The sequence below is a fragment of the Pontivivens marinum genome (genome assembly GCF_900231835.1).
In the GTDB taxonomy this organism is placed as follows: Bacteria; Pseudomonadota; Alphaproteobacteria; order Rhodobacterales; family Rhodobacteraceae; genus Pontivivens; species Pontivivens marinum.
In genome coordinates this window covers 15,613-35,774 of the sequence record NZ_OCTN01000004.1, presented here as the reverse complement: position 1 = coordinate 35,774, position 20,162 = coordinate 15,613, and the positions used below count along the sequence as shown (strand labels likewise).

Here is a 20,162-nt window from a genome sequence, read left to right as displayed (position 1 = left end):
GGACCCAAGATATGATTAATTTTGAAATCAACGGCAAAGCAGTCAGCATTGATGCGGAACCGGACACACCGCTTTTGTGGGCAATCCGTGATGAGGTTGGATTAACCGGCACGAAATTCGGCTGCGGTATCGGGATGTGCGGCGCGTGTACGGTCCACGTTGGCGGGCGCGCGACACGGTCCTGCATTACGCCGATCTCCGCGGTTGAGGGCACGTCCGTCACCACGATTGAGGGGTTGGCCGTCGAGGATAACCACCCCGTGCAGGAGGCATGGCGCAATCTGCGTGTGCCGCAATGCGGGTACTGCCAGTCAGGTCAGATCATGCAGGCCGCCGCGCTGTTGGAGGATATTCCCGCCCCTACAGATGACGATATCGACGCGGTGATGACCGGTAACCTGTGCCGCTGCATGACATATCCCCGCATTCGCGAAGCCGTCCGTCAGGCCGCGACTGCAATGACCGAGGGAGGCCGCAACAATGGCTAATCTTCTTTCCCGCCTGCGCGATAGCAATGCCGCACAGTCCGAAAACAATACGGCTGGATCAGACCTGTCACGTCGCGGCTTCCTCGTTGCAGCAACCGCTGCGGGCGCTGCATTCGGCTTTCCACTGGCAGGTTATGCTGCAATGGACCCTGCCGCTGCGGATGGCGTGCCGGTTTCACCGACAGGGGAAACCTTTGAGCCGAGCATGTGGTACTGGATCGACAGCGACGGCATCGTGAACGTCAACATCATCCGCGCAGAGATGGGGCAGCATGTGGGCACCGCAATTGCGCGCATTCTGGCGGATGAGCTGGAGGTCGCGTGGGAAAATGTTCGCATCACCCATGTCGATACCGCTGAAAAGTGGGGCACGATGGTTACGGGCGGCAGTTGGTCCATCTGGCAAAGCTGGCCTGTTTACCGCAAGGCAGGTGCAGCAGGTCGCACAGCCCTGATTGAGGCGGCGGCAGAAATGTGGGGCGTTGATCCGTCCACCTGTCAGGCGCGCAACGGCACCGTCACTGACGGCACGAATGAGGTAACCTACGCCGCGCTGGTCGCGGAGGGCCTGCAACGATCCTTTACCGAGGATGAGCTGAACGCATTGCCGCTAAAACCGCATGAGGAATTGCGGTTGGTGGGTAAGGACGTGACCGCGCTCGACATCGATACAAAGACGAACGGTCAGGCGATTTATGGTCTGGATGCCTCGGTTGATGGCATGGTTTATGCTGTGCCGATGATCCCGCCAACGCGGCTGGGATCGTCTGTCATTTCTGTGGACGATAGCAGCGCGCAGGACGTGAAGGGTTATCTGCAAACACTAACGCTGAATGATCCATCGGGCACCGTGCCCGGCTGGGTTGTTGTGCTGGGTGATAGCTTGATGGCGGCCAAGCGCGCCTCGGAACGGGTCGTTGTCGAATGGCAGGCTGGTGAAAATGCTGGCGTGAATGAGGATGATATCAACGCCCGCTCACGCGAGCTGATTGCGGATGACAGCTATGGCTCGATCCTGCCGGCCGATAATACCGACACCTCTGCTGCATTCAGTGACGCGGCTGATGTGTTTGAGGCGGAATACACTACGCAAACAGTTCTGCATTTCCAGCTGGAACCGGCAAACGCAACGGTATTCCAGAACGAGGACGGCATCTGGGAAATCCACACGGGCAATCAGTGGCAATCCCTGATCCTGCCGACGCTATCTGCCGCGCTGGAGGCACCTGCCGACCAGATCGTCATGCGCACCTATATGCTGGGCGGTGGTTTTGGGCGTCGCCTGAATGGCGACTATGCCATTCCTGCGGCGTTGGCATCGAAAGCACTGGGTGGCAAGCCGGTCAAGCTGATGTTCATGCGTGAGGATGACGCTAAATTCGACAGCCCCCGTTCGCCCTCGGTTCAGCAATTGCGCATGGCATTTGATGGGGAAAACGCCGTCACAGGCATGGATCACAACGCCGCCGCGGGGTGGCCAACGCAGGTGATGGTGCCGTCCTTTATGCCCAAGGGTGTGAATGATGAGCCCTATGACCCCTTTGCCATCGATGGGGCCGATCACTGGTATAATGTCGGCGCGCACCGCGTGCGGGCGATTTCCAACGATCTGGCCAATGCGACCTTCCGCCCGGGCTGGTTGCGCTCCGTCGGGCCGGGCTGGACCAATTTTGCGGTCGAAAGCTTCATGGACGAAGCCGCGCATAAGGTCGGCATGGACCCATTGGATTTCCGTCTGGGGCAACTGACCGCCACAGGAATGAATGCTGGGTCTGCACCGAACGCCGTTGGTGGTGCGTCCCGTCAGGCGAATGTGTTGCAGCGCGTCGCGGATATGGCCAATTACGGCAGAACCGATTTACCCGCAGATACGGCGATTGGCATTGCCACGACCTTTGGTCAATCGCGATCCATGCCGACATGGGTTGGTGGTGCGGTTCAACTGCACGTCAATCGGGACACCGGCTATATCGACGTGCAGAAGATGTGGCTCAGCTTTGATTGCGGCACAGTTGTCGATCCTGATGGCGCATTGGCGCAGTGTCAGGGTGCGGCGCTGTGGGGCCTGTCTATGGCGCTATACGAGGGAACGCGCTTCGAGGACGGCAATGTCGTGGATCGCAACCTAGGCACCTACACCCCGTTACGCATGATCGACACGCCAGAGATGGAAATCGAGTTTGTCGAAAGCACCGAAGTGCCCGTTGGATTGGGTGAGCCCGGGACGACCGTGATCGCACCCGCCATTGCGAACGCGATTTACAATGCGGTGGGGTCACGAATTCGCAGCTTGCCGATCACGCCTGACGATGTCCTCGCGTCCTTGGCGCAGTAACATCACAGACTTGTAGGAGCGGAGCTCTTGATAATCTCCGCTCCTACAAACGCGTCGAAACAACCCCGGTTACGCGACATGCTGCGTATCGATCCATTGGCGTGGCGACTGTCCGTAGATGCGCTTGAATTCTCGGCTGAACTGCGATGGGCTGACATAGCCACATCCAAGGCCGCTTCGGCGACCGTCATCCCCTCAAACATCCGCATCGCGGCATTGTTCAACCGCATCGATTTGACGAACTGGATCGGTGACATGGTTGTCGCATGCTTAAACTTGCGATGAAAAACGGCTCGGCTCATGCCGGCGCGAGTGGCCAAATCGTCGATGCAAATGGGCGCGCTCAAATGTGATGCAATATGGGTAATGGAGCGGGCAATCGCATTGCCGGAGCCAAAGGCCTGCCGTGCAAAAAAACCTGCCTCGCCCTGTAGGATTGCGTAATAAAGCTCTCGCAATCGCGCCTCGCCCAGAACCGCGGCGTCCATTGGATTGTCGCCCAACTGCAGCAACCTCAACAGCGCCTCGCAGAACCGATCATCCCAATTGGCGAGCTTGATCCCCTGCGTATTCAATTCATTCGAGCGTACAGGGGCAACCCCGCCTGCATTTTCCATCTCAATGGCCAACCCGCTCATCACACGTGGATCGAGGGTGATGTAGACCCCGAAAAGCGGGTTCTGCGCTGTGGCCTGCGGTGTACCGGCCTTTAGCGGCATCGACATCGGGCAACACATATACTGGCTGCTATCATACACATATCGCGCACCATCCAGAACCGCCTCCTTGGCGCCGCTGGCGATAGCAAGGACACTGGGCTCATAGACGGCAGGTGCACAGGGAATTGCCTCGGTCGCCCGAAATAATCTCACCCCCGGCACACCGGTTTCCATAAGGCCATCCTCGCGAATTTTACCCACGATAAGTTGTCTGATTTGTTCCTGCATCATATTGCTACGTTAATCCGCAAACGACAGCACAGCAATCTCGACGATACAAATAGGCAAGTATTCGCGATGATATCGCCTATTTTTGCGCATGAAAGACAGCCATCTAACAATCAGGACAAAACACATACCGCGCTGCCCGTAGCATGCGAACCATGGAGACATAAAATGGCCGACACCCAATTCGGACCCCAAGGCTGGACACCGGAGCGCCTCACCGATCTGACCGGAAAGACCTATTTAATCACCGGCGCGAATGCTGGAACCGGATTTCAAGCCGCTCGCATACTTCTAACCAAGGGCGCAAAAGTCGTGATGCTCAATCGTAGCACCCAAAAATCCAAGGACGCGGTAAAGACACTCAAAGATGAATTCGGTATGGCGGCAGATGTCAGCTTCATCCGCATGGATCTTGCTGATTTGAGCAGCGTGCGCGGTGCGGCCAGTGAGGTCCTGCAAACGGTGCCCAGAATTGATGCGCTGATCTGCAACGCCGCCATCGCACAGGTGCCGACGCAAAAACTGACCAAGGACGGGTTTGAGAGCCAACTGGGCACAAATCACTACGGCCATTTTGTCTTGTGCGGAATGTTGTTCGACCGGATCGAGGCAACGCAGGGCCGCATCGTGGTTGTGGCAAGCCTAGGCTATAAAATGGGTCTGCGAACGATCCAGTTTGACGATATGAACTGGGATAAGAATTACAGTGCCAACCCTGTGTATAGTCAAAGCAAACTGGCGCAGATGATGTTCGCCTATGAATTGCAGGACCGGATCAGAAGCGCCGGTAAGAATGTCGGTGTTTACGTTTGCCACCCCGGTTCGTCCGCAACCTCACTGATCAGCACCAGCGGCGGTTTGGGTGCTCGGATCGTATGGTGGCTTATGACCAAATCACCTTTGGTTCAAACAGCTGAAAAGGGCGCGTATCCCGAGATCATGTGCGCGACAGAGAACGGCCTTAAACAACGCGCTCTGTACGGGCCAACAGGCCGTATGGGATTTGTCGGTCCGGTTGGCGAGGGGAAGCTGGAACCCTTTGCCTACGGTCCAACGATCATGGGAAAACTGTGGGATCGATCACAGCAGGAGACCGGGTTCATTTGGAGCCTGTGAGCGAAAGCAAGGCTATGGGCGGCTCCATGCGATTATAGGAGCCGCCTCAAATCACTACAGGTCTATCCAACACCCAACTGGACAGATTGCCCCCTTCTATACCCCCCAAAGTCGATCGATTTGGGCATAATTACGTCAGTTCCGATCAAAAAAATTGTTACGTTTCTTCAAGAACAAGTCCTTGCCCTTAATCTGTCGAGTTAAAAAATCGCCTGCGGTAAAGAGCGAAAGGAAAGAGTTACCCTTAAACGGGCCCAGTGGGATCAGGATGGGCGCTTTCTTCCAAGGTGTGTAGGGCTTTTGATCTTCGATTTTTTGCCCGACCAACACGGTTTTCAGTGTTTTTATAAGCCAGGGCAACTGTCGCGTAGTTGCCACGACAGTCATCGCGTCCCCCATTTCAGCCACGTCACCCGCCGCAAAAATATTTGGTAGGGACGAGGGGCGCATCCACTGGTCAGTGATAGCGCGATTTGCGGTGCCCATTTTGACATCCGGCAATGCCCTTAACAACTCCGATGAACCCCGCGAGCCGATTGCAGGAAAGATCAGGTCCGCCTGAACGCTTTGACCATTGGTAAGTTCTAAAACTCCTGCGTAAGGCTCCGTCATGTTTTCCAGGTTCATGGCACGCGCGCCTAGGATCACCTCAACGCCAGCGGCAACCAGCTTCTTTTCGAGGGACCGCCCCAGCCGTTTCGGCATCTGCGGGAAAAGCGTGGCGTCGCTTGAGATCAGCTTGATCTTCTTCTCGGGCGTGAAATGCGCAATTTCACCCGCCAGTTCCGTTCCTACGGCTCCTGCCCCTACGATCGCGACTGTGCTCGCAGCCTTTAACATCTCGTGAATGCGCGCATTATCAGCGCGAAGCCCAGCTATATCCGCACCTTTCGGTTTAAAAGGCGTTGCGTTTTCTGAACCGGTCGCGACGACAATGTAATCTGCGTCAATACGGCTGCCATCATTCAGTTGCACGCCACCGGCATCAATACTTACCGCGCGGGCCTGTACGAATGTTCCTTGCGTTAACAGCGTGTCATAGGGGATCAAAGCTTGATCCAGAATGGATGGCTCAACAACCGCACGGATCATAGCAGGAGCATGTACGTAATGGCTGCACTGCTCGATCAACGTGACTGTCGCGCTTGCTTCAAGTGACTTTGCAAGCTCGGCACCGATGGCACCACCCCCGACGATTGCGATACGCTTAGCCATCAAATCTGTTCCTCTTTACCGAGTGCGATTGTCATTTTGAGTGTCACACAACATATAGAAAGCAAGTTAATGCGAAACAATGGACCATTGTCACTGGTTTGGGGATTATCATGCGGATAGGTGAGCTGGCCGAGCGATCAGGCGTCAGCCGGGATACAATCCGGTTCTATGAGCGTAACGGACTAATACGCTCCATAGCAGGCACCAGCGACACGAATAACTACAGGGATTATCCAGAGGATAACCTGACGGCACTCGATTTCTTCTCTAAGGCCCGCACAGCAGGTATCTCCATCGCAGATCTACGCGACATCATGCAGGCCATCGCAGGAAGCTGCGATCGCGCTGATGCAATCACAGTCATTCGGGCAAAAATTAGCGAGCTTCAGGAGCGAGCCACCCAAGTGCAAAACGTCATAAAGTTCCTTGAGCAGTCAATAGACGGTGACTGAAGTGGATATAGAGCGCATCTGGAATAGCAGGGCGAGTTTGTCCGCCCTGCTTTTTCGCAATATTTAACCTTGGTACAGATTAGCCGCTAATGCTTTTGGCAGATGCCATTCCGGGTGCATCGGATGCACCACCCAGTTTTTCGCGCACGCCTGCCTCAATCTTATCACCAATATCACCGTCGATGTTGCGCCAGTATTCGAAGGCACGCAGCAGCACTTTCTCACTAACGCCGTCCGTTAGATGCCCAACGACGTTGCCGACCAAGCGTTCGCGTCCTGCATCATCCATCACATCACGCACCAGAATACCGGCCTGCGAAAAGTCATCGTCATCCTTGCGAAGGGTATATGCCTGCCGCACCATCTCGCCGTCCGTATGCCAGATACCGGCCTCATGCTGCGTTGGTTGCGCCGATGGGCCGCCATAGGAATTGGGAGCATATACAGGGTCAGAAACCTTCTTGGTGCGCCCTGCCCCGTCCTTTGAATAGCTGTGAACGTCTGACTGCGGACTGTTCACCGGTATTTCCTTATAATTCACGCCCAGCCGTGCACGATGCGCATCTGCATATGAGAACCCGCGCGCCAGAAGCATTTTATCCGGCGACAGACCAACGCCCGGAACCATGTTATTTGGCTCAAAAGCGGCTTGCTCGATCTCGGTGTGGAAATCGGTCGGGTTTCTATTCAAGGTCAACTTGCCAACTTCGATCAACGGATAATCCTCATGCGGCCAGACTTTGGTCAGGTCAAATGGGTTGATCCGGTAGGTTTTAGCATCCTCGAATGGCATCACCTGCCACTTTAGCGTCCAGCTAGGGTGATCCCCCTTGTCGATCGAATTGAACAAGTCTCGTCGGTGGAAGTCCCCGTCCATACCGGCCAGTTTGTCGGCGTCGTCCTGACTGAGATAGGCGTTTCCATCCCCCTGATCCGTATGGAAGTGGAACTTCACCCAGAATTTCTCACCCTCGGCATTGATCAACGAATAGGTGTGGCTGGAATAACCGTTCATTTCCCGCCACGTTCTGGGAATGCCGCGATCCCCCATCAAATAGGCCACCTGATGCGCACTTTCCGGCGAGAGCGTCCAGAAATCCCACTGCATGTCGTGGTCTCGCAGGTTATTGTCAGCGCGCCGTTTTTGGCTGCGAATGAAGTGCTGAAACTTCATCGGATCACGAATAAAGAACACCGGTGTGTTGTTTCCGACCATGTCGAAATTACCGTCCTCGGTGTACATTTTTACCGAAAATCCACGTGGATCGCGCCACGTGTCCGGGCTTCCCCGCTCACCCGCGACCGTGGAAAACCGCATCACGACATCACATTTCGCGCCGGGCTGGAACACCTTTGCCTTGGTGTACTGTGACACATCCTGCGTAACCTCAAACGTACCGAAGGCCCCTGATCCCTTGGCATGCGGCTGGCGCTCGGGGATACGTTCACGGTTGAAGTTTGCCATCTGTTCAAGAAGATAATGGTCATTCAAAACAATCGGACCATCGGGGCCAACTGTTAGAGAATGCTCATCGCTTTGAACGGGAATACCTGCATCGGTGGTGGTGGGTGGAGTGCTTTTCTTGCTGGTCATGACGTGCCTTCCTTCGCCGATCTGCGTTCGGATGTGTGAGCTTCAAAAACGCATAGAAAGGCGAAATGTTCCTGAAATCGGCCACCCTGACATGTCCAAGGCAAGCAGCTGCCGATGGTTGGCACGGAAATCAGGTCCACCGCACAGCCGATTCCCCCCGCAGGCACGGGCATATTCCTCGTTTTGAAATGTATGTCATAGTATAGGGTTAGGCGGACAAAAGGCCGCAGCACCACACCCTTTAGTTTGGTTGCGATGCGAACCATGTTCCGCCCTAGCGAAAGCTGCCAAGTGATGCCAACGTTCACCACGGCGCTTACCGGTCGAGACAACATAGCAATAAGGAGCATCCTGTGCAGATCACCCAAGCCGACATCGAAGAAGCCCTAACGATCTGGGGGAACGGCAAAATCACTATCTCGAAGGCATTCGAGGATGGCGGTATCGACGCGGCGCGTCAGGTCGCCTCCGCCAATATTGATAACTATTACGGCTACGGCTTGGGGCCGGTTCTATTCAAACCCACCATGGCCAACGGCGAGCAAACGTTTCGCCCAACCAAAGCGGGTGCATTGGCCTATTTCTGCGGCCACTCCGAAGAATATCCGCTAGACAACGGCTTCGCCATCATGGGCTGGCGTGCTATGGAAAGCATCCCGTCGGCCAGCTTTATTCAGGGCGATGTCGCGATGTGGATGGGCTGGGTCAAATTGACCAACAAGGACGAATCCATCACAACTGTCGATAAGAGCTTTGGCTACAAGAAGGACGAGACCGGCACTCTACGTATCGTCCTGCACCATTCATCATTGCCCTACCAGCCGTAGGGCCGAACCAGAAATGGAACTTGGACTTTGTCTCTGACAGCCTGTCCTGCGGACGCCGGTTTCGCGCATCTTTAACGTGACCGACAACTTTAGCTAGTAATGCTTGGCGGCGGTTGTCGGTACGTCCTTATCGAAAATCCGTGTGAGCCGAGAATTAAGCAAGATTGCCAAGATCAAGGGCTATCCCTGCATGGAGGTCAGCGGGACGGAATTGACCTTCGATGCCATCTTGAAATGGCAGGGAGACCTGCAAAGTCGAGTGGTACGACAGACAAGGTAATGCAGAACACCTTCGTCAAAATTTTAAATGGCTGCATGCGAAATGAAATACTGAACGAGCACCTATTCGATAATTTGAGTTATAGGTTAACAACTTCATTCACCATCGCTCACATTTAAGCGCCGTAGGCATAATTTGAAATATTTCCATCACTAAAAGAATATCCAAACCCTGAACAGTTCTAAATCACAAAATAGTAACCCAATAGGATAAGGTCACCATCAAACATAATACATCAAAACAAACGCAACCGAACTCACCTTAGCATAATCGGCCGACGCTCAATAAAGCCCCGACCGATTCATGATTTTAAGGTAAGGCTACACCCTATGGTTCAGTGTGACCAAAGCCATCGCGTCTAGATACGCCCCAATCTGTCCAGCAAGGCTGCACCGGTTTGGATCCCCTTCAGGAATAGGGATATCTCCATATTCTCGTTAGGAGCGTGGTTCGCCTCATCCGCATTCGCATATGGCATTACGAAAGCAGGGACGCCTAATATCTTGGTAAAGACATAATCAGGCAGGCTGCCACCGGCACAGGGGTATACCAACGGGGCTTCACCACGCGCCTCGGTGATCGCCTGCTGAATGACCTGTCCCCACGGACTATCGATAGCCGTCTTCGAGGGCAGCATCCCCCCTTGAAAGATCACCTCAACCTCCGGCGCATGTTTGGCAACGTGGGCGCGCACGCAGTCCATGACTTGTTGCGGAGTCATTGCCTCAACAAGGCGGATATCGCATTTCGCCACTGCGCTACATGGTAGGACCGATTTCGATCCCTGCCCGCCGTAACCACCATGAAGCCCGTTGATTGTCATGGTTGGGTGGAACATCAGCCGATCCCAGAACGGTCGGTCCGTCGGAGCATCGAGCTTCGACAGCCCCATCTTCTGCATATATGCGGGCAGATCGAGCGGCAGCGCCTGTGATGCGGCGATCTCTACCTCGGTGGCCGGGATAATCGGAGCATGCAAACCGTCGATGGTGATCTGTCCATCGGGTGTCTTCATCGTGCCCAGCAAGTGTACCAGCGTCCAGATCGCGTTCGGCATAACGCCACCGTAATTGCCTGAATGGGCATCACGCGCAGCCGTCTTGACCCGCATTTCAAATGAACACATGCCCCTAACGCCATAGGTCAGGGTCGCGCGGCCGGATTCATGCAACGGGCCATCGGCCGTGACCACGAAATCCGCCTCAAGCCGATCGCGATGATCCCGCACGAAATCAGCAATCTGTGGAGAGCCAATTTCCTCCTCTCCCTCTAGCAGGAAGATGACATTGCACGGCAATGTACCATGGACCGCTAGGTGCGCTTCAATCGCCATGATCTGAGCGAAGTGCTGGCCCTTATTATCCCCCACGCCGCGCGCATAAATACGGCCGTCACGGATTGTGGGTGTAAAGGGAGGGCTGTCCCACAGCTCCAGCGGGTCCGGCGGCTGCACATCGTAATGGCCATATAGCAATACGGTCGGCTTATCGGGATCAACGCGGTACTCAGCCAAGACAAAGGGATGCCCCTTGGTCGGGATCGCCTCCGCCTTCATGCCCAGCGCGCTCAACTGCGCCACCAACAGCTCTGACACTTCGCGGATGCCGATATTGTGGGCACTGATCGAGGGGTTTTTTACATAGTCCATCAAGCGCGTGACATACTCGTCGCTGCGCGCACCGATATGTTCGAGGACCGGGTCCAGTGTTTTGCTCGTCATTGTGCAGCCTTTTCCAGCAATATGTTGCCCGAGGGGTGAACTGTCGCGCTCCAATCAGGACCGACAAAGGTTGTGGTATCGAGTTGGATCAGAATGGCCGGTCCGTCGAAACGTGAGCCAGCTCCCAGTGTCGCACGGTCGATGACCGGAACCGAGGTGGGCGCACCCGCAATCATAACCGATATGAATTCGCTCGGTTCAGGCGTCTCGCCCGGTTCAAGGGTAATTCCCGGCGCATTACGGGCAAGGCCAGTGGCATGAACCCGCAATGTGACCAGCTCAATCGGCGCAGACAGTGTGAAGCCGTAGAGCGATTTATGTGTCTCGGCAAAGCTTGCCTCGACCACCTTGGGGTCAGGCGACCATGGCACGGCGATCTCGCCCCCCTGCCCCGCATAGCGCATCAGCGCCACGCGCTCGATCTCACGTGCCTCAGGAACAACATCCTCATCATCCAGCCACGATTGGGCTTGCGCCTCTAGCTCTGCAACAATGCTCTCCGTTTCGGGACCGTTCATCGGGCCGGCAATCGCCAATGCCCGTGAAAACTCCGACTTCAGATCCGCAACCAGAAGCCCGTTCGCACATAGAACACCCGGTGCGTTCGTGATCAGTACCCGACGGATACCCAACAAGTCAGCCAATGCACATCCATGCAATGGACCAGCACCGCCAAACGGCACCAGCGTGAAATCACGCGGATCGTGGCCCCGCTCAACCGAAACGACGCGGATCGCACCGACCATGTGATTGTCGGCAATGGCTAGAATTCCGCGCGCAGCGGCTTCCATGTCGATGCCCAGCGGATCAGCCACACTGGCCACCGCCCGATGTGCCGCATCTGTATCCAGCAACATCGTGCCGCCCAGCAGACGCGCAGGCAATTGGCCCAACACAACATGCGCATCGGTCACAGTCGGTTCCGTTCCACCATGCCCATAGGATGCTGGGCCGGGGCGTGCCCCCGCGCTTTCAGGCCCGACAGTTAGGCCACCATTCTTGATCCGCGCCAGCGAACCGCCACCAGCACCGATCGTGATCATGTCCACCATGGGCAATGCCAACGGCCACTCACCAACAGCGCCCTGCTGCGTCAAACCGATTTTACCATCCTTGATCAGACAGATGTCAGCCGAGGTGCCGCCGATATCCACGGTGATAATATCGCTGATCCCGCAGGCCTCGGCCTCCGCCCGCGCACCGACAACACCAGCAGCTGGCCCTGACAATGCGGTCAATGCAGGTGCAACGCGGATTTTCGCCGCGCCCGCAACGCCACCATTGGATTGCATCAGCATCAATGGCGGGGTCGCGCCCTCATCCTTCAACCGTTGCTCTAGACGCGCCACATAGGATGTGACGCCCGGCATAACCGTCGCATTCAGCACCGTGGTCAGCGAGCGTTCATATTCACGCACAACCGGCAACACGTCCGACGACACAGTGATCGCCAGATCCGGCAGTTCCTGTCGCAGGATTTCAGCAACGCGACGCTCGTGATCGGGGTTGGCATAGGCATGCAACAGGCAAACGGCCACGGCCTCAACATCCATCCCTCTGATAGATGCGGCAGCGGCGCGAACGCTGTCCTCGTTCAAGGCACCGGTCACTTCGCCCCCTGCGGCCACACGCTCGTCAATTTCGACAATGCGCGAAGAGGGAACAGGCGGCACAGGTTTGACCCAAGTATATAGGTTCGCCTTGCGCGGAATGTCCTGACGCCCAATGGCCAGAACATGCCGGAACCCGCGCGTTGTGACGAGGGCAGCACGCGCGCCCTTGCCCTCCAGAATCATGTTCGTGGCGACGGTCGTGCCATGCAGGACCTGATCCAAATCAGCACCGGCAGCACCGGCCTGCCCTAGGGCAAGGCGGATACCGTTCAGGAACGCTTCGGACGGGTCCGACGGGATCGAGGGTGTCTTTGCCCGCCAACTGCGCCCTGTCGCGTGATCCACCAGCGCCACATCAGAAAAAGTGCCGCCGATATCAACAGCAACGACAAGTGAGGTCTGTTCGTTATTCTGGGCCATGTTAAGCAAGCTCTTCACAATAGGTGTTACGGTGGAAGGCCATCGCGGTCGGACGATCCTGACGCAGCGCCTCAGTTGCGGCGGTATCCAGAACGTCATCAGTAATCACGACGCCATATTCACTGCGCGCGGCCGCAGCCGTTACAAAACCGCCGAGGACATCTTCCAACACAGTTTCCGCTGGACGGTCATAGGGATGCCCCATACCGCCGCCCCCACCTGTGTGGATGCGCAGCACGTCACCCTTTGTAAGAACGGTTCCGTCAGACAGGGGCGGAATAACCTTTTCACCCGCCGTGCCGGGATTGACCCATGCACCACCGACGCCCGCAGATTTCCCGCCGGCATAGCCCCATGGCGGATTGGTCACACCATCAATGCGCAATGCGAGGCGCATTTCATCGGCCAGCACCTCGTATTCACGAATGATGCCCGTGCCGCCCCGCCACTTTCCAGGACCACCTGAATCCGGCACAACGCCGTAATTGCGCAGGCGCACCGGATAGCTGGATTCAAGGAATTCAACGGGGTAATTTTCCTGCGCCACGAAATACACAGCATCAATACCATCCGCGAAATCGCGCGCGCCGTAACCCACACCGATCCCGTCCGCCAACAAAAATTCCTGCGGGCTTCCGGTATCCCTGCCATAGGTTCCGCGCATAATCGTGACGACATAGGCAGAATGCGCCGCCGGTGCGCCGCCTTTACCCCGATTCACCATACCGTTCAGCACGGCCAGCATTCGCATCATTGTCAGGCCGCGCATGCCCAGCGGAGCCGGAAATTTCGGCTGCACGATCGAACCCTCACGCAGGCGGACCTCGTCAATTGCCAAGGGACCACCCGCATTACAGACCTGCGCAGGATCACCCCCCAGATAAAACAGGCCCAGCGCCATGCCGGCAACGCCCTTGTTCATGATCAGGTTGACCGGACCGGGTGCCTGATCGTCGCTTTCGGTAGCATCAAAGATGAACCGATCCTCGCCATCGGCACCCTTTTCACGGGTGATGGCAAAACGCAGGCTGAACGGGCCATTGCCGTGCCCGTCACTGTCGATCTGATCGGCAAAGCGATACGTGCCGTAGTCGAAGTTTTCTGCAAGCTGTGACCGAACCAACTTCCGCGTCCGCTCTAATAGCTGTGACAGGGCATTCGAAACGATATCGGCACTATAGCGGGCGACAATTTCAGCCACGCGATCAACGCCCAGCTTTACAGCCGCCGTCAACGCCGCCATGTCGCCCTCGCTCTGCGCGGGATAGCGGGAATTACGGTGAAAAATATCGAGCGCGGTTTCATTCACTACGCCAGCATCAATCATCTTGGTCGGCGGAACGATGATACCTTCCTGATAGATCGAGGTTGCATCAGGGCTAATCGACCCCGGATGCAGCCCGCCAATATCTGCAAAATGCGCCCAACTCATCACAAAGGCACATAGGCGCCCGTCATGAAACACTGGCGCCAACAACACTTGGTCGTTCGAATGTGTCACGGCACCCTTGGACCCGTAGCAGTCATTATACCAATACAGGTCGCCCGGCTTCATCGTCTCACGCGGGAATTTTTCAAAAACCGGTGTGGTCAGATCGCCAAAGATTGGCACCATTGACCCCACCGCCATAACGCCGTTTTCATCAAACAGGGCGGTATAGAAATCCTTCTTTTCGCGGATAAAGGCTGAGATCGCGGTACGCTCAATCAACGCCTCCATCTCACGCTGAGTTGCCATGATAGCGCCGCGTATAATCTCCAGCGTAACGGGATCACATAGGGGCGCATCAGCCATGGCCGATTGGGGCGACGATGCAGAAGATAGAGGTGTCATGGCGTGATGTCTTCCTCAGTTGGTTCGGAAATAGTCGTTGGGGAAACGGTAGTTCGGTCCATGTGGCGCAGCACTGATTCACCCGATCGGCGGACAAAGGTGCGGACCGCATGTTCTGCGGCATCGGTCTCTCGGGCGACGATGCTGGCAACGACTGCGCGCACCCCCTCCATCCCGGTTTCGACCTGCCCCGGTTCGCGCATCGCGACGAGCCGCAGGATACTGATGCGTGCGTTGAGTTGGGACAGCAGCTCCGCCGCGATTTCATTATCCGCGACACGCGCCATGAAGCGTTCGAATTCTGCCATCATCTCAACTGCGGCAAAGCGATCACCCTGCGCTGCGATCTCCAGCATTTTCTGGCCGTAGCTTTCCGCCACCGCAATATCGGCATCGGTTGCCGCAGATAGAAATCCGCGCACAACCATGGCCTCCAGCTCGGTTCGGATAGCGTAAATTTCCTGCACATGCTTGTGGGTCAGTTCTGCCACTCGCAATCCGACATGGGGTTCGAAATCGCCCAGCTTTTCCGCCGCAATCATGCGGATTACCTCACGCACAACTGTACGGGACACACCGAATGCGTCGCACAATCCGCGCTCCGTCAGGCGTGCACCGGGTGGGATACTGCCGTCGACAATTTTACGACGCACGGCTTCGAATATCCGCTCACGCTCGACCTTTTTGGGGGCAGGTTTTGTACCTGCATCCGGCGGTGTCAGTCGATCATGCTGAAAAATCTGGCTTAAATCGTCCATCACTCATCCCTGAAGGTCCATCGACGCCATACGCGCCGAGTCACAGCCTAGCTGTTTGAATGTCATTAACCCACATAATTGTCGTACAATCTAGTATTGTCATACAATTATTTTTGAGACACCGTATCACCAACAGAGCACCCCACACCGTACTGGGGCGTAAATCGACATCGGATTTGGGACAACTCAGGAGATGAAAACTATGCTGGATTCACGGATTAAGACCGCTATCGATCAGGTAAGCGATGCCGCCCCTTGGGCCTTGGTAGAGCACTTTTCCACGTTCCCACGGTGGAAACCCGAGGATGTCGCCGAAGCTGCCTCTGACATCGCACGTCGCCTGGATGAGGTTGGCGTCCCTTGCGAGCTGCTGAACGCAAACCTATACCTCTCGATCCCCTATGATGCATCGGTTGAGGCGAATGGCGTCACATACACAGCCAAGCCATTAGCCTATGCCAAAAGCATCCCCGAGGGCCTGACCGGCACCTTGGTACATGTTCCCGGCACCTTGGCCGCATCGACCGCCAGCTTTTACGATAAGAACCGCAAGAACGAATCCGACGCAGATGCCGAACGTTTGCGGGGGAAAATCGTGCTGACCGATGGTTTCGCCAATCCGCAAAAGGTGCTGGAATTCCAACAAAAGGGCGCGATCGGTGTGATTGCCGTGAACCCCGGTGTGGACCGGCACTGGGGCATATGCTCCTCGATCTGGGGCACGCCTGATCTGGACGGATTGCCGCGCAAACCCATGATCCCCGTTGCTGCCGTCTCAAACCCTGACGGTGCGGCACTGGTTGAACTGGCCCAATCGGGCGGCACAGTGACCCTAAAAACCCGCCTGGAGGAGGGCTGGTTTTCCTCACCCGTTCCGGTCGTAAACATCACAGGCAGCGAGGAAGCCGAGAAATTCGTCCTACTGCACGGCCATTACGATTCATGGGATGTGGGCGTTGGCGACAACGCAACAGGCGATGCCGCCATGCTAGAGATCGCCCGCGTCCTGTGGGCGAACAAGGATAACCTGCGCCGCTCCGTGCGCATCGCATGGTGGCCCGGCCATTCAACAGGCCGCTACGCCGGTTCCGCATGGTTTGCCGATGCATTTGCGATTGATCTAGATGAAAACTGCGTCGCGCAGGTCAATTGCGACAGTCCGGGATGCCGCTGGGCCGACACATATGAAAACGTTGCATGGATGAGCGAGACGGAAGCCTTCTGCAAGGACGTGATCCGCGATGCGACAGGTCTGGAATCGAGTGGTGAGCGTCCGCTGCGCGCCGGTGACTACTCATTCAACAACATTGGCCTGACCTCCTTCTTCATGCTGTCCTCGACCATGAGCGAGGAGAAGCGCAAGGAAATGGAATATTACACTGTGGGTGGCTGCGGTGGAAACATCGCATGGCATACTGAAAATGACGTCATGGAAATCGCGGATAAGAATGTCCTGATGCGCGACATTAAACTGTATCTGGCCGCTGTGATGAGCGTCGCAAACGCACCCATCCTGCCCTTTGACTGGCGCAACACGGCGGCTGAATTTGAGGCGACACTCGGCAAATACACTCAGCAGGCAGGCGCGGATGCGGCACTTCTAGAACCCGTATCCACTGCGCTGAGCGCATTTTCCACTGCGCTTGATACATTCTACACCAACGCACCAACCATGCCGCAAGCAACGGCCAATGATGCGATTCAGAGTTTGGCCCGGATCTTGGTTCCGCTAAACTACACTCGTGGCCCGCGGTTTGGTCACGACCCTGCATTGCCCGTACCTGCCCTGCCGCTGCTTGCCGTTGCCACCCAAATTGGCGAACTGCCCGAAAATCAGCAAGGCTTTGCCCGTACCCAACTTGTACGTGGTGTAAACAGAACCGTTGCGGCCCTGCGTGCTGCGACACGTTTGGTATCGCAGTAATGGACGGGAAAGCACTGATGGCGGCGCGTTACGGAAACGCGCTGCCCACAACCGGCGTGCCCTTAACACCGGTGATGGAATTGATGATGCAGCACCGCTCGGTTCGCCATTACACCGAGCAACCCCTGCCAGAGGGTGCGCTTGAAACGCTGATCGCGGCGGGCCAATCGGGGGCCACCTCATCAAATATGCAACCGATCTCCGTGATTGCGGTGACGGATCCGGATCGTAAAAAGCGGTTCTCCGAGGCGGCCAGCGGGCAGTCCTTCGTAGCCGAGGCACCTGTCATATTGTGCTTCGCCCTGGATCAATCACGCCCTGCCCGCATTGGCGCGGATAAGGGTGAAGACCTTTGGGCGCTACCTCTGCTGGATAATTTTCTGGCTGGCGCAACCGACGCTGCCATCTTTGCGCAAAACGTCCTGCTCGCCGCCCAATCGATGGGTTTGGGAGGCTGCTATATCGGCAATTTCCGCAACGACCCTGAATTCATGGCGCGTGAGCTATCCCTGCCAAGCCAAGCTGTCGTTCTATTCGGCATGGCGTTGGGGTATGAGGCTGAACCACAGACCGGCATCCGCCCGCGCCTGCCGCAATCAGTCGTCCTGCATCACGAACACTATAGTACCGATGTAGAGACCACCGCATTGCAGGACTATGATGCGATTTTTGCGGAACATGAAGTCGCGCAAGGTCGCCCTGAAACCACATGGACCGATCGCCATAAGGCCCGATATGCAAACCGTGATTATCTAAGCGGCCGGATAAACCTACGCGCGATCCTTGGCCGGATGGGCTTCCCATTGTCGTGACGACATCGCCCAACAATAGAGAATGTCAGGCTGGGTACGGAACACACCCAGCCTGACAAAATTCACCCGATTGGCAGCAACCCGGTCGCACGCTCCAGCGCATCAATAAGACGGTTCTGCCCTCGCATCAGCTGCGCCCGCAGGAAACCGCGCTGATTTTCAGGCAGATCTGGCCATAGGCTGGCATCCGCAATTCCCGGCAGTGGGGGCGTATTGAGTGCTGGATCATGCGAAAAACGCGGTCCTCGCACAAAATTCACCGGCACCATAACCCGCGCAAGCGCCTGAATCGTAGCAGAGGCCTGCGTGGCAGCAATATGCCCAGCCTCCACCGCCGCGTAAAAATCGCTCAGCGAGGCCTGCAATACATCCAATACCTCAAGCGATGGTGAAAAATCGAAATCCGCACCGACAGATGCCTGTGCCTTTAGAATGGTTTGGCGAAACTCTGCTGCTGTCAGTCGCCAGTCAAAGGGCAGAACCTCTGCCGTCGCCAATCCGTAAACCGTTGTTGCATATAGCTCCGCATCGGTTCGTAACACATCGAAATCCGCAATTTCAATTGTGTCATTTTCCGTATGCCACGCGATGTTACCGCCGCAACCAGCAACAACGTAATACCCATGTGCGGCACGATCCTCGGCGGTCATCATGGATGAGGAATTGAACAACCCCGTCACACCGATATTGCTGAACGTGTAATCGGAATTTCGCTGTGGCCTGATGCCCGTGGCATGTTGCCCTGTTACGGCGGCGACAACTTGCTGAACATAGGGTTCCGCTTCGGCCAGACATTGCACCGACTCGTAACTGACTGCCCATCGGCAACCAGGGCTGTCGCAGTTAATATGCGCGACGCAATGCTTATCCAGATCCCGCGCGAATGTATCTGCGAACCATGCAGACCCAGCATAACGCCCTGTCGAATGCCCGGGCCACCACGCCAAACGCACTCCGCGCTGCAATTTCCCACGCAAGGCCCATAATGCCTCTGCCACGGCCAGCATGCATGCATTGCCGGTGCCGTTATCACCGACACCCTCGCCCCAACTGTCATAATGACCATGCAGCAGCACGAAATCTTCGCACCCATTGGCGGCTGGTATCTCCATCACTGGCAAGTTTTGCGGGAACCACCCTGTTTCCAACTCGGTTTTCAGCGTCACCCGCGCGCCCTGCGAAGCCATCGCAATCAGCCTGTCACCGTCAATGCGGTTCACCGCCACCGATGGGATTTTGGGTAAGCGGGACAGATCGGGCAATTCGGGCGTACCCCATATTGTGGAGACCGTTCCGTTATGAATATCAACACCGGGATTCACAGCGATTGCACCGATTGCGCCGACAGCCTCCAATCCCGCGATGAAGTTTGGCAGGGCAAAGCCCTCGATCACTGCAATCTTGCCCCGCGCACATTCCAACGCGCTGGCGCTAGCTGGATTGCGGTCTAATGGCGTGCCGCCGCCGGCCTCGGCCATATAGACCAACTCCCCCTCGATCCCCTGCGGGCAGGACAGGGCAAAGGCTGGTGGCTTGGCCCTCATCTGTGATCCATCAGCCAGGACAACCGATGCGGGCCCAGGCAGTGACAGGAAAATCTCAGGCTGGTGAAGGGTTACCGGAATGCCTTTGGCGCGCAACGCATCGGCAATCATTTGCGCACCGCGATTGGCCTCAGCGGGGATTTCCCGATCTTGTTTGGCAAATGCATGTACCAGTGCCGTTGCCGATGTCATGTCTAGGACATTACGAATCTCGCTTAACTGAGTTTCCAACACGTTCATATCTCCTGATTTTTCAGTAGGTGAAACACTTTTTCATTGTTGT

15 protein-coding genes and 1 pseudogene are annotated in these 20,162 nt (G+C 56.3%); 8 read left to right on the top strand and 8 right to left on the bottom strand.

Going from position 1 to position 20,162, the window contains the following annotated elements:
* Window positions 1-11: 11 nt before the first annotated feature.
* Both CR254_RS10835 and CR254_RS10830 read left to right on the top strand, forming a co-directional pair.
* Window positions 12-488, top strand: a complete 477-nt coding sequence (locus CR254_RS10835; RefSeq protein WP_097929892.1) for a (2Fe-2S)-binding protein — start codon at window positions 12-14, stop codon at window positions 486-488.
* Complete coding sequence (locus tag CR254_RS10830) at window positions 481-2,823, top strand: xanthine dehydrogenase family protein molybdopterin-binding subunit (RefSeq protein ID WP_097929891.1); 2,343 nt, start codon at window positions 481-483, stop codon at window positions 2,821-2,823. Before CR254_RS10835 ends, CR254_RS10830 begins: the two co-directional genes overlap by 8 nt.
* 2 nt (window positions 2,824-2,825) lie before the next feature.
* Here CR254_RS10830 and CR254_RS10825 read toward each other — a convergent pair whose 3' ends face one another.
* Window positions 2,826-3,743, bottom strand: coding sequence for an AraC family transcriptional regulator (locus CR254_RS10825; RefSeq protein WP_425440266.1), 918 nt, complete (start codon window positions 3,741-3,743; stop codon window positions 2,826-2,828).
* A 6-nt stretch (window positions 3,744-3,749) separates the two neighbouring features.
* On the opposite strand from CR254_RS10825, the gene CR254_RS10820 reads away from it, so the two are divergent.
* Window positions 3,750-4,886, top strand: a complete 1,137-nt coding sequence (locus CR254_RS10820) for an SDR family oxidoreductase (protein ID WP_342744480.1) — start codon at window positions 3,750-3,752, stop codon at window positions 4,884-4,886.
* 135 nt (window positions 4,887-5,021) lie between these two features.
* On the opposite strand, the gene CR254_RS10815 is transcribed toward CR254_RS10820, so the two are convergent.
* Window positions 5,022-6,101 (bottom strand): NAD(P)/FAD-dependent oxidoreductase, encoded by a 1,080-nt coding sequence (locus CR254_RS10815; RefSeq protein ID WP_097929889.1) that lies wholly within the window; start codon window positions 6,099-6,101, stop codon window positions 5,022-5,024.
* 110 nt (window positions 6,102-6,211) lie between these two features.
* Here CR254_RS10815 and CR254_RS10810 point away from each other — a divergent pair, with 110 nt between their 5' ends.
* Complete coding sequence (locus CR254_RS10810; protein ID WP_097929888.1) at window positions 6,212-6,553, top strand: MerR family transcriptional regulator; 342 nt, start codon at window positions 6,212-6,214, stop codon at window positions 6,551-6,553.
* Between the two features lie 79 nt (window positions 6,554-6,632).
* Here the strand turns inward: CR254_RS10810 and CR254_RS10805 are convergent, their stop codons facing one another.
* Entirely contained in the window at window positions 6,633-8,147 is a 1,515-nt protein-coding gene (locus tag CR254_RS10805) for a catalase (RefSeq protein WP_097929887.1), read from the bottom strand.
* Window positions 8,148-8,500: 353 nt separating this feature from the next.
* On the opposite strand from CR254_RS10805, the gene CR254_RS10800 reads away from it, so the two are divergent.
* The gene (locus CR254_RS10800; RefSeq protein ID WP_097929886.1) at window positions 8,501-8,974 is read left to right on the top strand and encodes a metal-independent carbonic anhydrase family protein; all 474 of its coding nucleotides are present in this window, start codon (window positions 8,501-8,503) and stop codon (window positions 8,972-8,974) included.
* Window positions 8,956-9,337, top strand: a pseudogene (locus tag CR254_RS18360) (IS3 family transposase); the annotation flags it as partial. The gene CR254_RS10800 and the pseudogene CR254_RS18360, both read left to right, overlap by 19 nt.
* Before the next feature lie 275 nt (window positions 9,338-9,612).
* Here the strand turns inward: CR254_RS18360 and CR254_RS10795 are convergent.
* Genes CR254_RS10795 through CR254_RS10780 form a run of 4 tightly spaced genes read right to left on the bottom strand, consistent with a single transcriptional unit; the run spans window position 9,613 to window position 15,599 of the window.
* Entirely contained in the window at window positions 9,613-10,974 is a 1,362-nt protein-coding gene (locus tag CR254_RS10795) for a M20/M25/M40 family metallo-hydrolase (RefSeq protein ID WP_097929885.1), read from the bottom strand.
* Entirely contained in the window at window positions 10,971-13,007 is a 2,037-nt protein-coding gene (locus CR254_RS10790; RefSeq protein WP_097929884.1) for a hydantoinase/oxoprolinase family protein, read from the bottom strand. The genes CR254_RS10795 and CR254_RS10790 overlap by 4 nt, the downstream gene beginning before the upstream one ends.
* Window position 13,008: 1 nt before the next feature.
* Window positions 13,009-14,841: a hydantoinase B/oxoprolinase family protein gene (locus CR254_RS10785; protein WP_245851578.1), complete on the bottom strand. Its 1,833-nt coding sequence runs from the start codon at window positions 14,839-14,841 to the stop codon at window positions 13,009-13,011.
* A complete protein-coding gene (locus CR254_RS10780; RefSeq protein ID WP_097929882.1) occupies window positions 14,838-15,599 on the bottom strand; it encodes a GntR family transcriptional regulator in 762 nt (253 codons plus the stop codon). The genes CR254_RS10785 and CR254_RS10780 overlap by 4 nt, the downstream gene beginning before the upstream one ends.
* Before the next feature lie 202 nt (window positions 15,600-15,801).
* Here CR254_RS10780 and CR254_RS10775 point away from each other — a divergent pair, with 202 nt between their 5' ends.
* Both CR254_RS10775 and CR254_RS10770 read left to right on the top strand, forming a co-directional pair.
* The gene (locus CR254_RS10775; protein WP_097929881.1) at window positions 15,802-17,523 is read left to right on the top strand and encodes a M28 family peptidase; all 1,722 of its coding nucleotides are present in this window, start codon (window positions 15,802-15,804) and stop codon (window positions 17,521-17,523) included.
* Between the two features lie 17 nt (window positions 17,524-17,540).
* Window positions 17,541-18,335, top strand: a complete 795-nt coding sequence (locus CR254_RS10770; RefSeq protein WP_180955970.1) for an NADPH-dependent oxidoreductase — start codon at window positions 17,541-17,543, stop codon at window positions 18,333-18,335.
* A 62-nt stretch (window positions 18,336-18,397) separates the two neighbouring features.
* Here CR254_RS10770 and CR254_RS10765 read toward each other — a convergent pair whose 3' ends face one another.
* A complete protein-coding gene (locus CR254_RS10765) occupies window positions 18,398-20,113 on the bottom strand; it encodes a M28 family metallopeptidase (RefSeq protein ID WP_245851575.1) in 1,716 nt (571 codons plus the stop codon).
* Between the last annotated feature and the right edge of the window lie 49 nt (window positions 20,114-20,162).

What these genes read in the sequence shown, in the direction of transcription:
- CR254_RS10775 (WP_097929881.1), top strand. Translation starts at nt 15,802, where the DNA reads ATGCTGGATTCACGGATTAAGACCGCTATCGATCAGGTAAGCGATGCC.
- CR254_RS10795 (WP_097929885.1), bottom strand. Translation starts at nt 10,974, where the DNA reads ATGACGAGCAAAACACTGGACCCGGTCCTCGAACATATCGGTGCGCGC.
- CR254_RS10835 (WP_097929892.1), top strand. Translation starts at nt 12, where the DNA reads ATGATTAATTTTGAAATCAACGGCAAAGCAGTCAGCATTGATGCGGAA.
- CR254_RS10830 (WP_097929891.1), top strand. Translation starts at nt 481, where the DNA reads ATGGCTAATCTTCTTTCCCGCCTGCGCGATAGCAATGCCGCACAGTCC.
- CR254_RS10810 (WP_097929888.1), top strand. Translation starts at nt 6,212, where the DNA reads ATGCGGATAGGTGAGCTGGCCGAGCGATCAGGCGTCAGCCGGGATACA.
- CR254_RS10785 (WP_245851578.1), bottom strand. Translation starts at nt 14,841, where the DNA reads ATGACACCTCTATCTTCTGCATCGTCGCCCCAATCGGCCATGGCTGAT.
- CR254_RS10790 (WP_097929884.1), bottom strand. Translation starts at nt 13,007, where the DNA reads ATGGCCCAGAATAACGAACAGACCTCACTTGTCGTTGCTGTTGATATC.
- CR254_RS10780 (WP_097929882.1), bottom strand. Translation starts at nt 15,599, where the DNA reads ATGGACGATTTAAGCCAGATTTTTCAGCATGATCGACTGACACCGCCG.
- CR254_RS10815 (WP_097929889.1), bottom strand. Translation starts at nt 6,101, where the DNA reads ATGGCTAAGCGTATCGCAATCGTCGGGGGTGGTGCCATCGGTGCCGAG.
- CR254_RS10805 (WP_097929887.1), bottom strand. Translation starts at nt 8,147, where the DNA reads ATGACCAGCAAGAAAAGCACTCCACCCACCACCACCGATGCAGGTATT.
- CR254_RS10770 (WP_180955970.1), top strand. Translation starts at nt 17,541, where the DNA reads ATGGCGGCGCGTTACGGAAACGCGCTGCCCACAACCGGCGTGCCCTTA.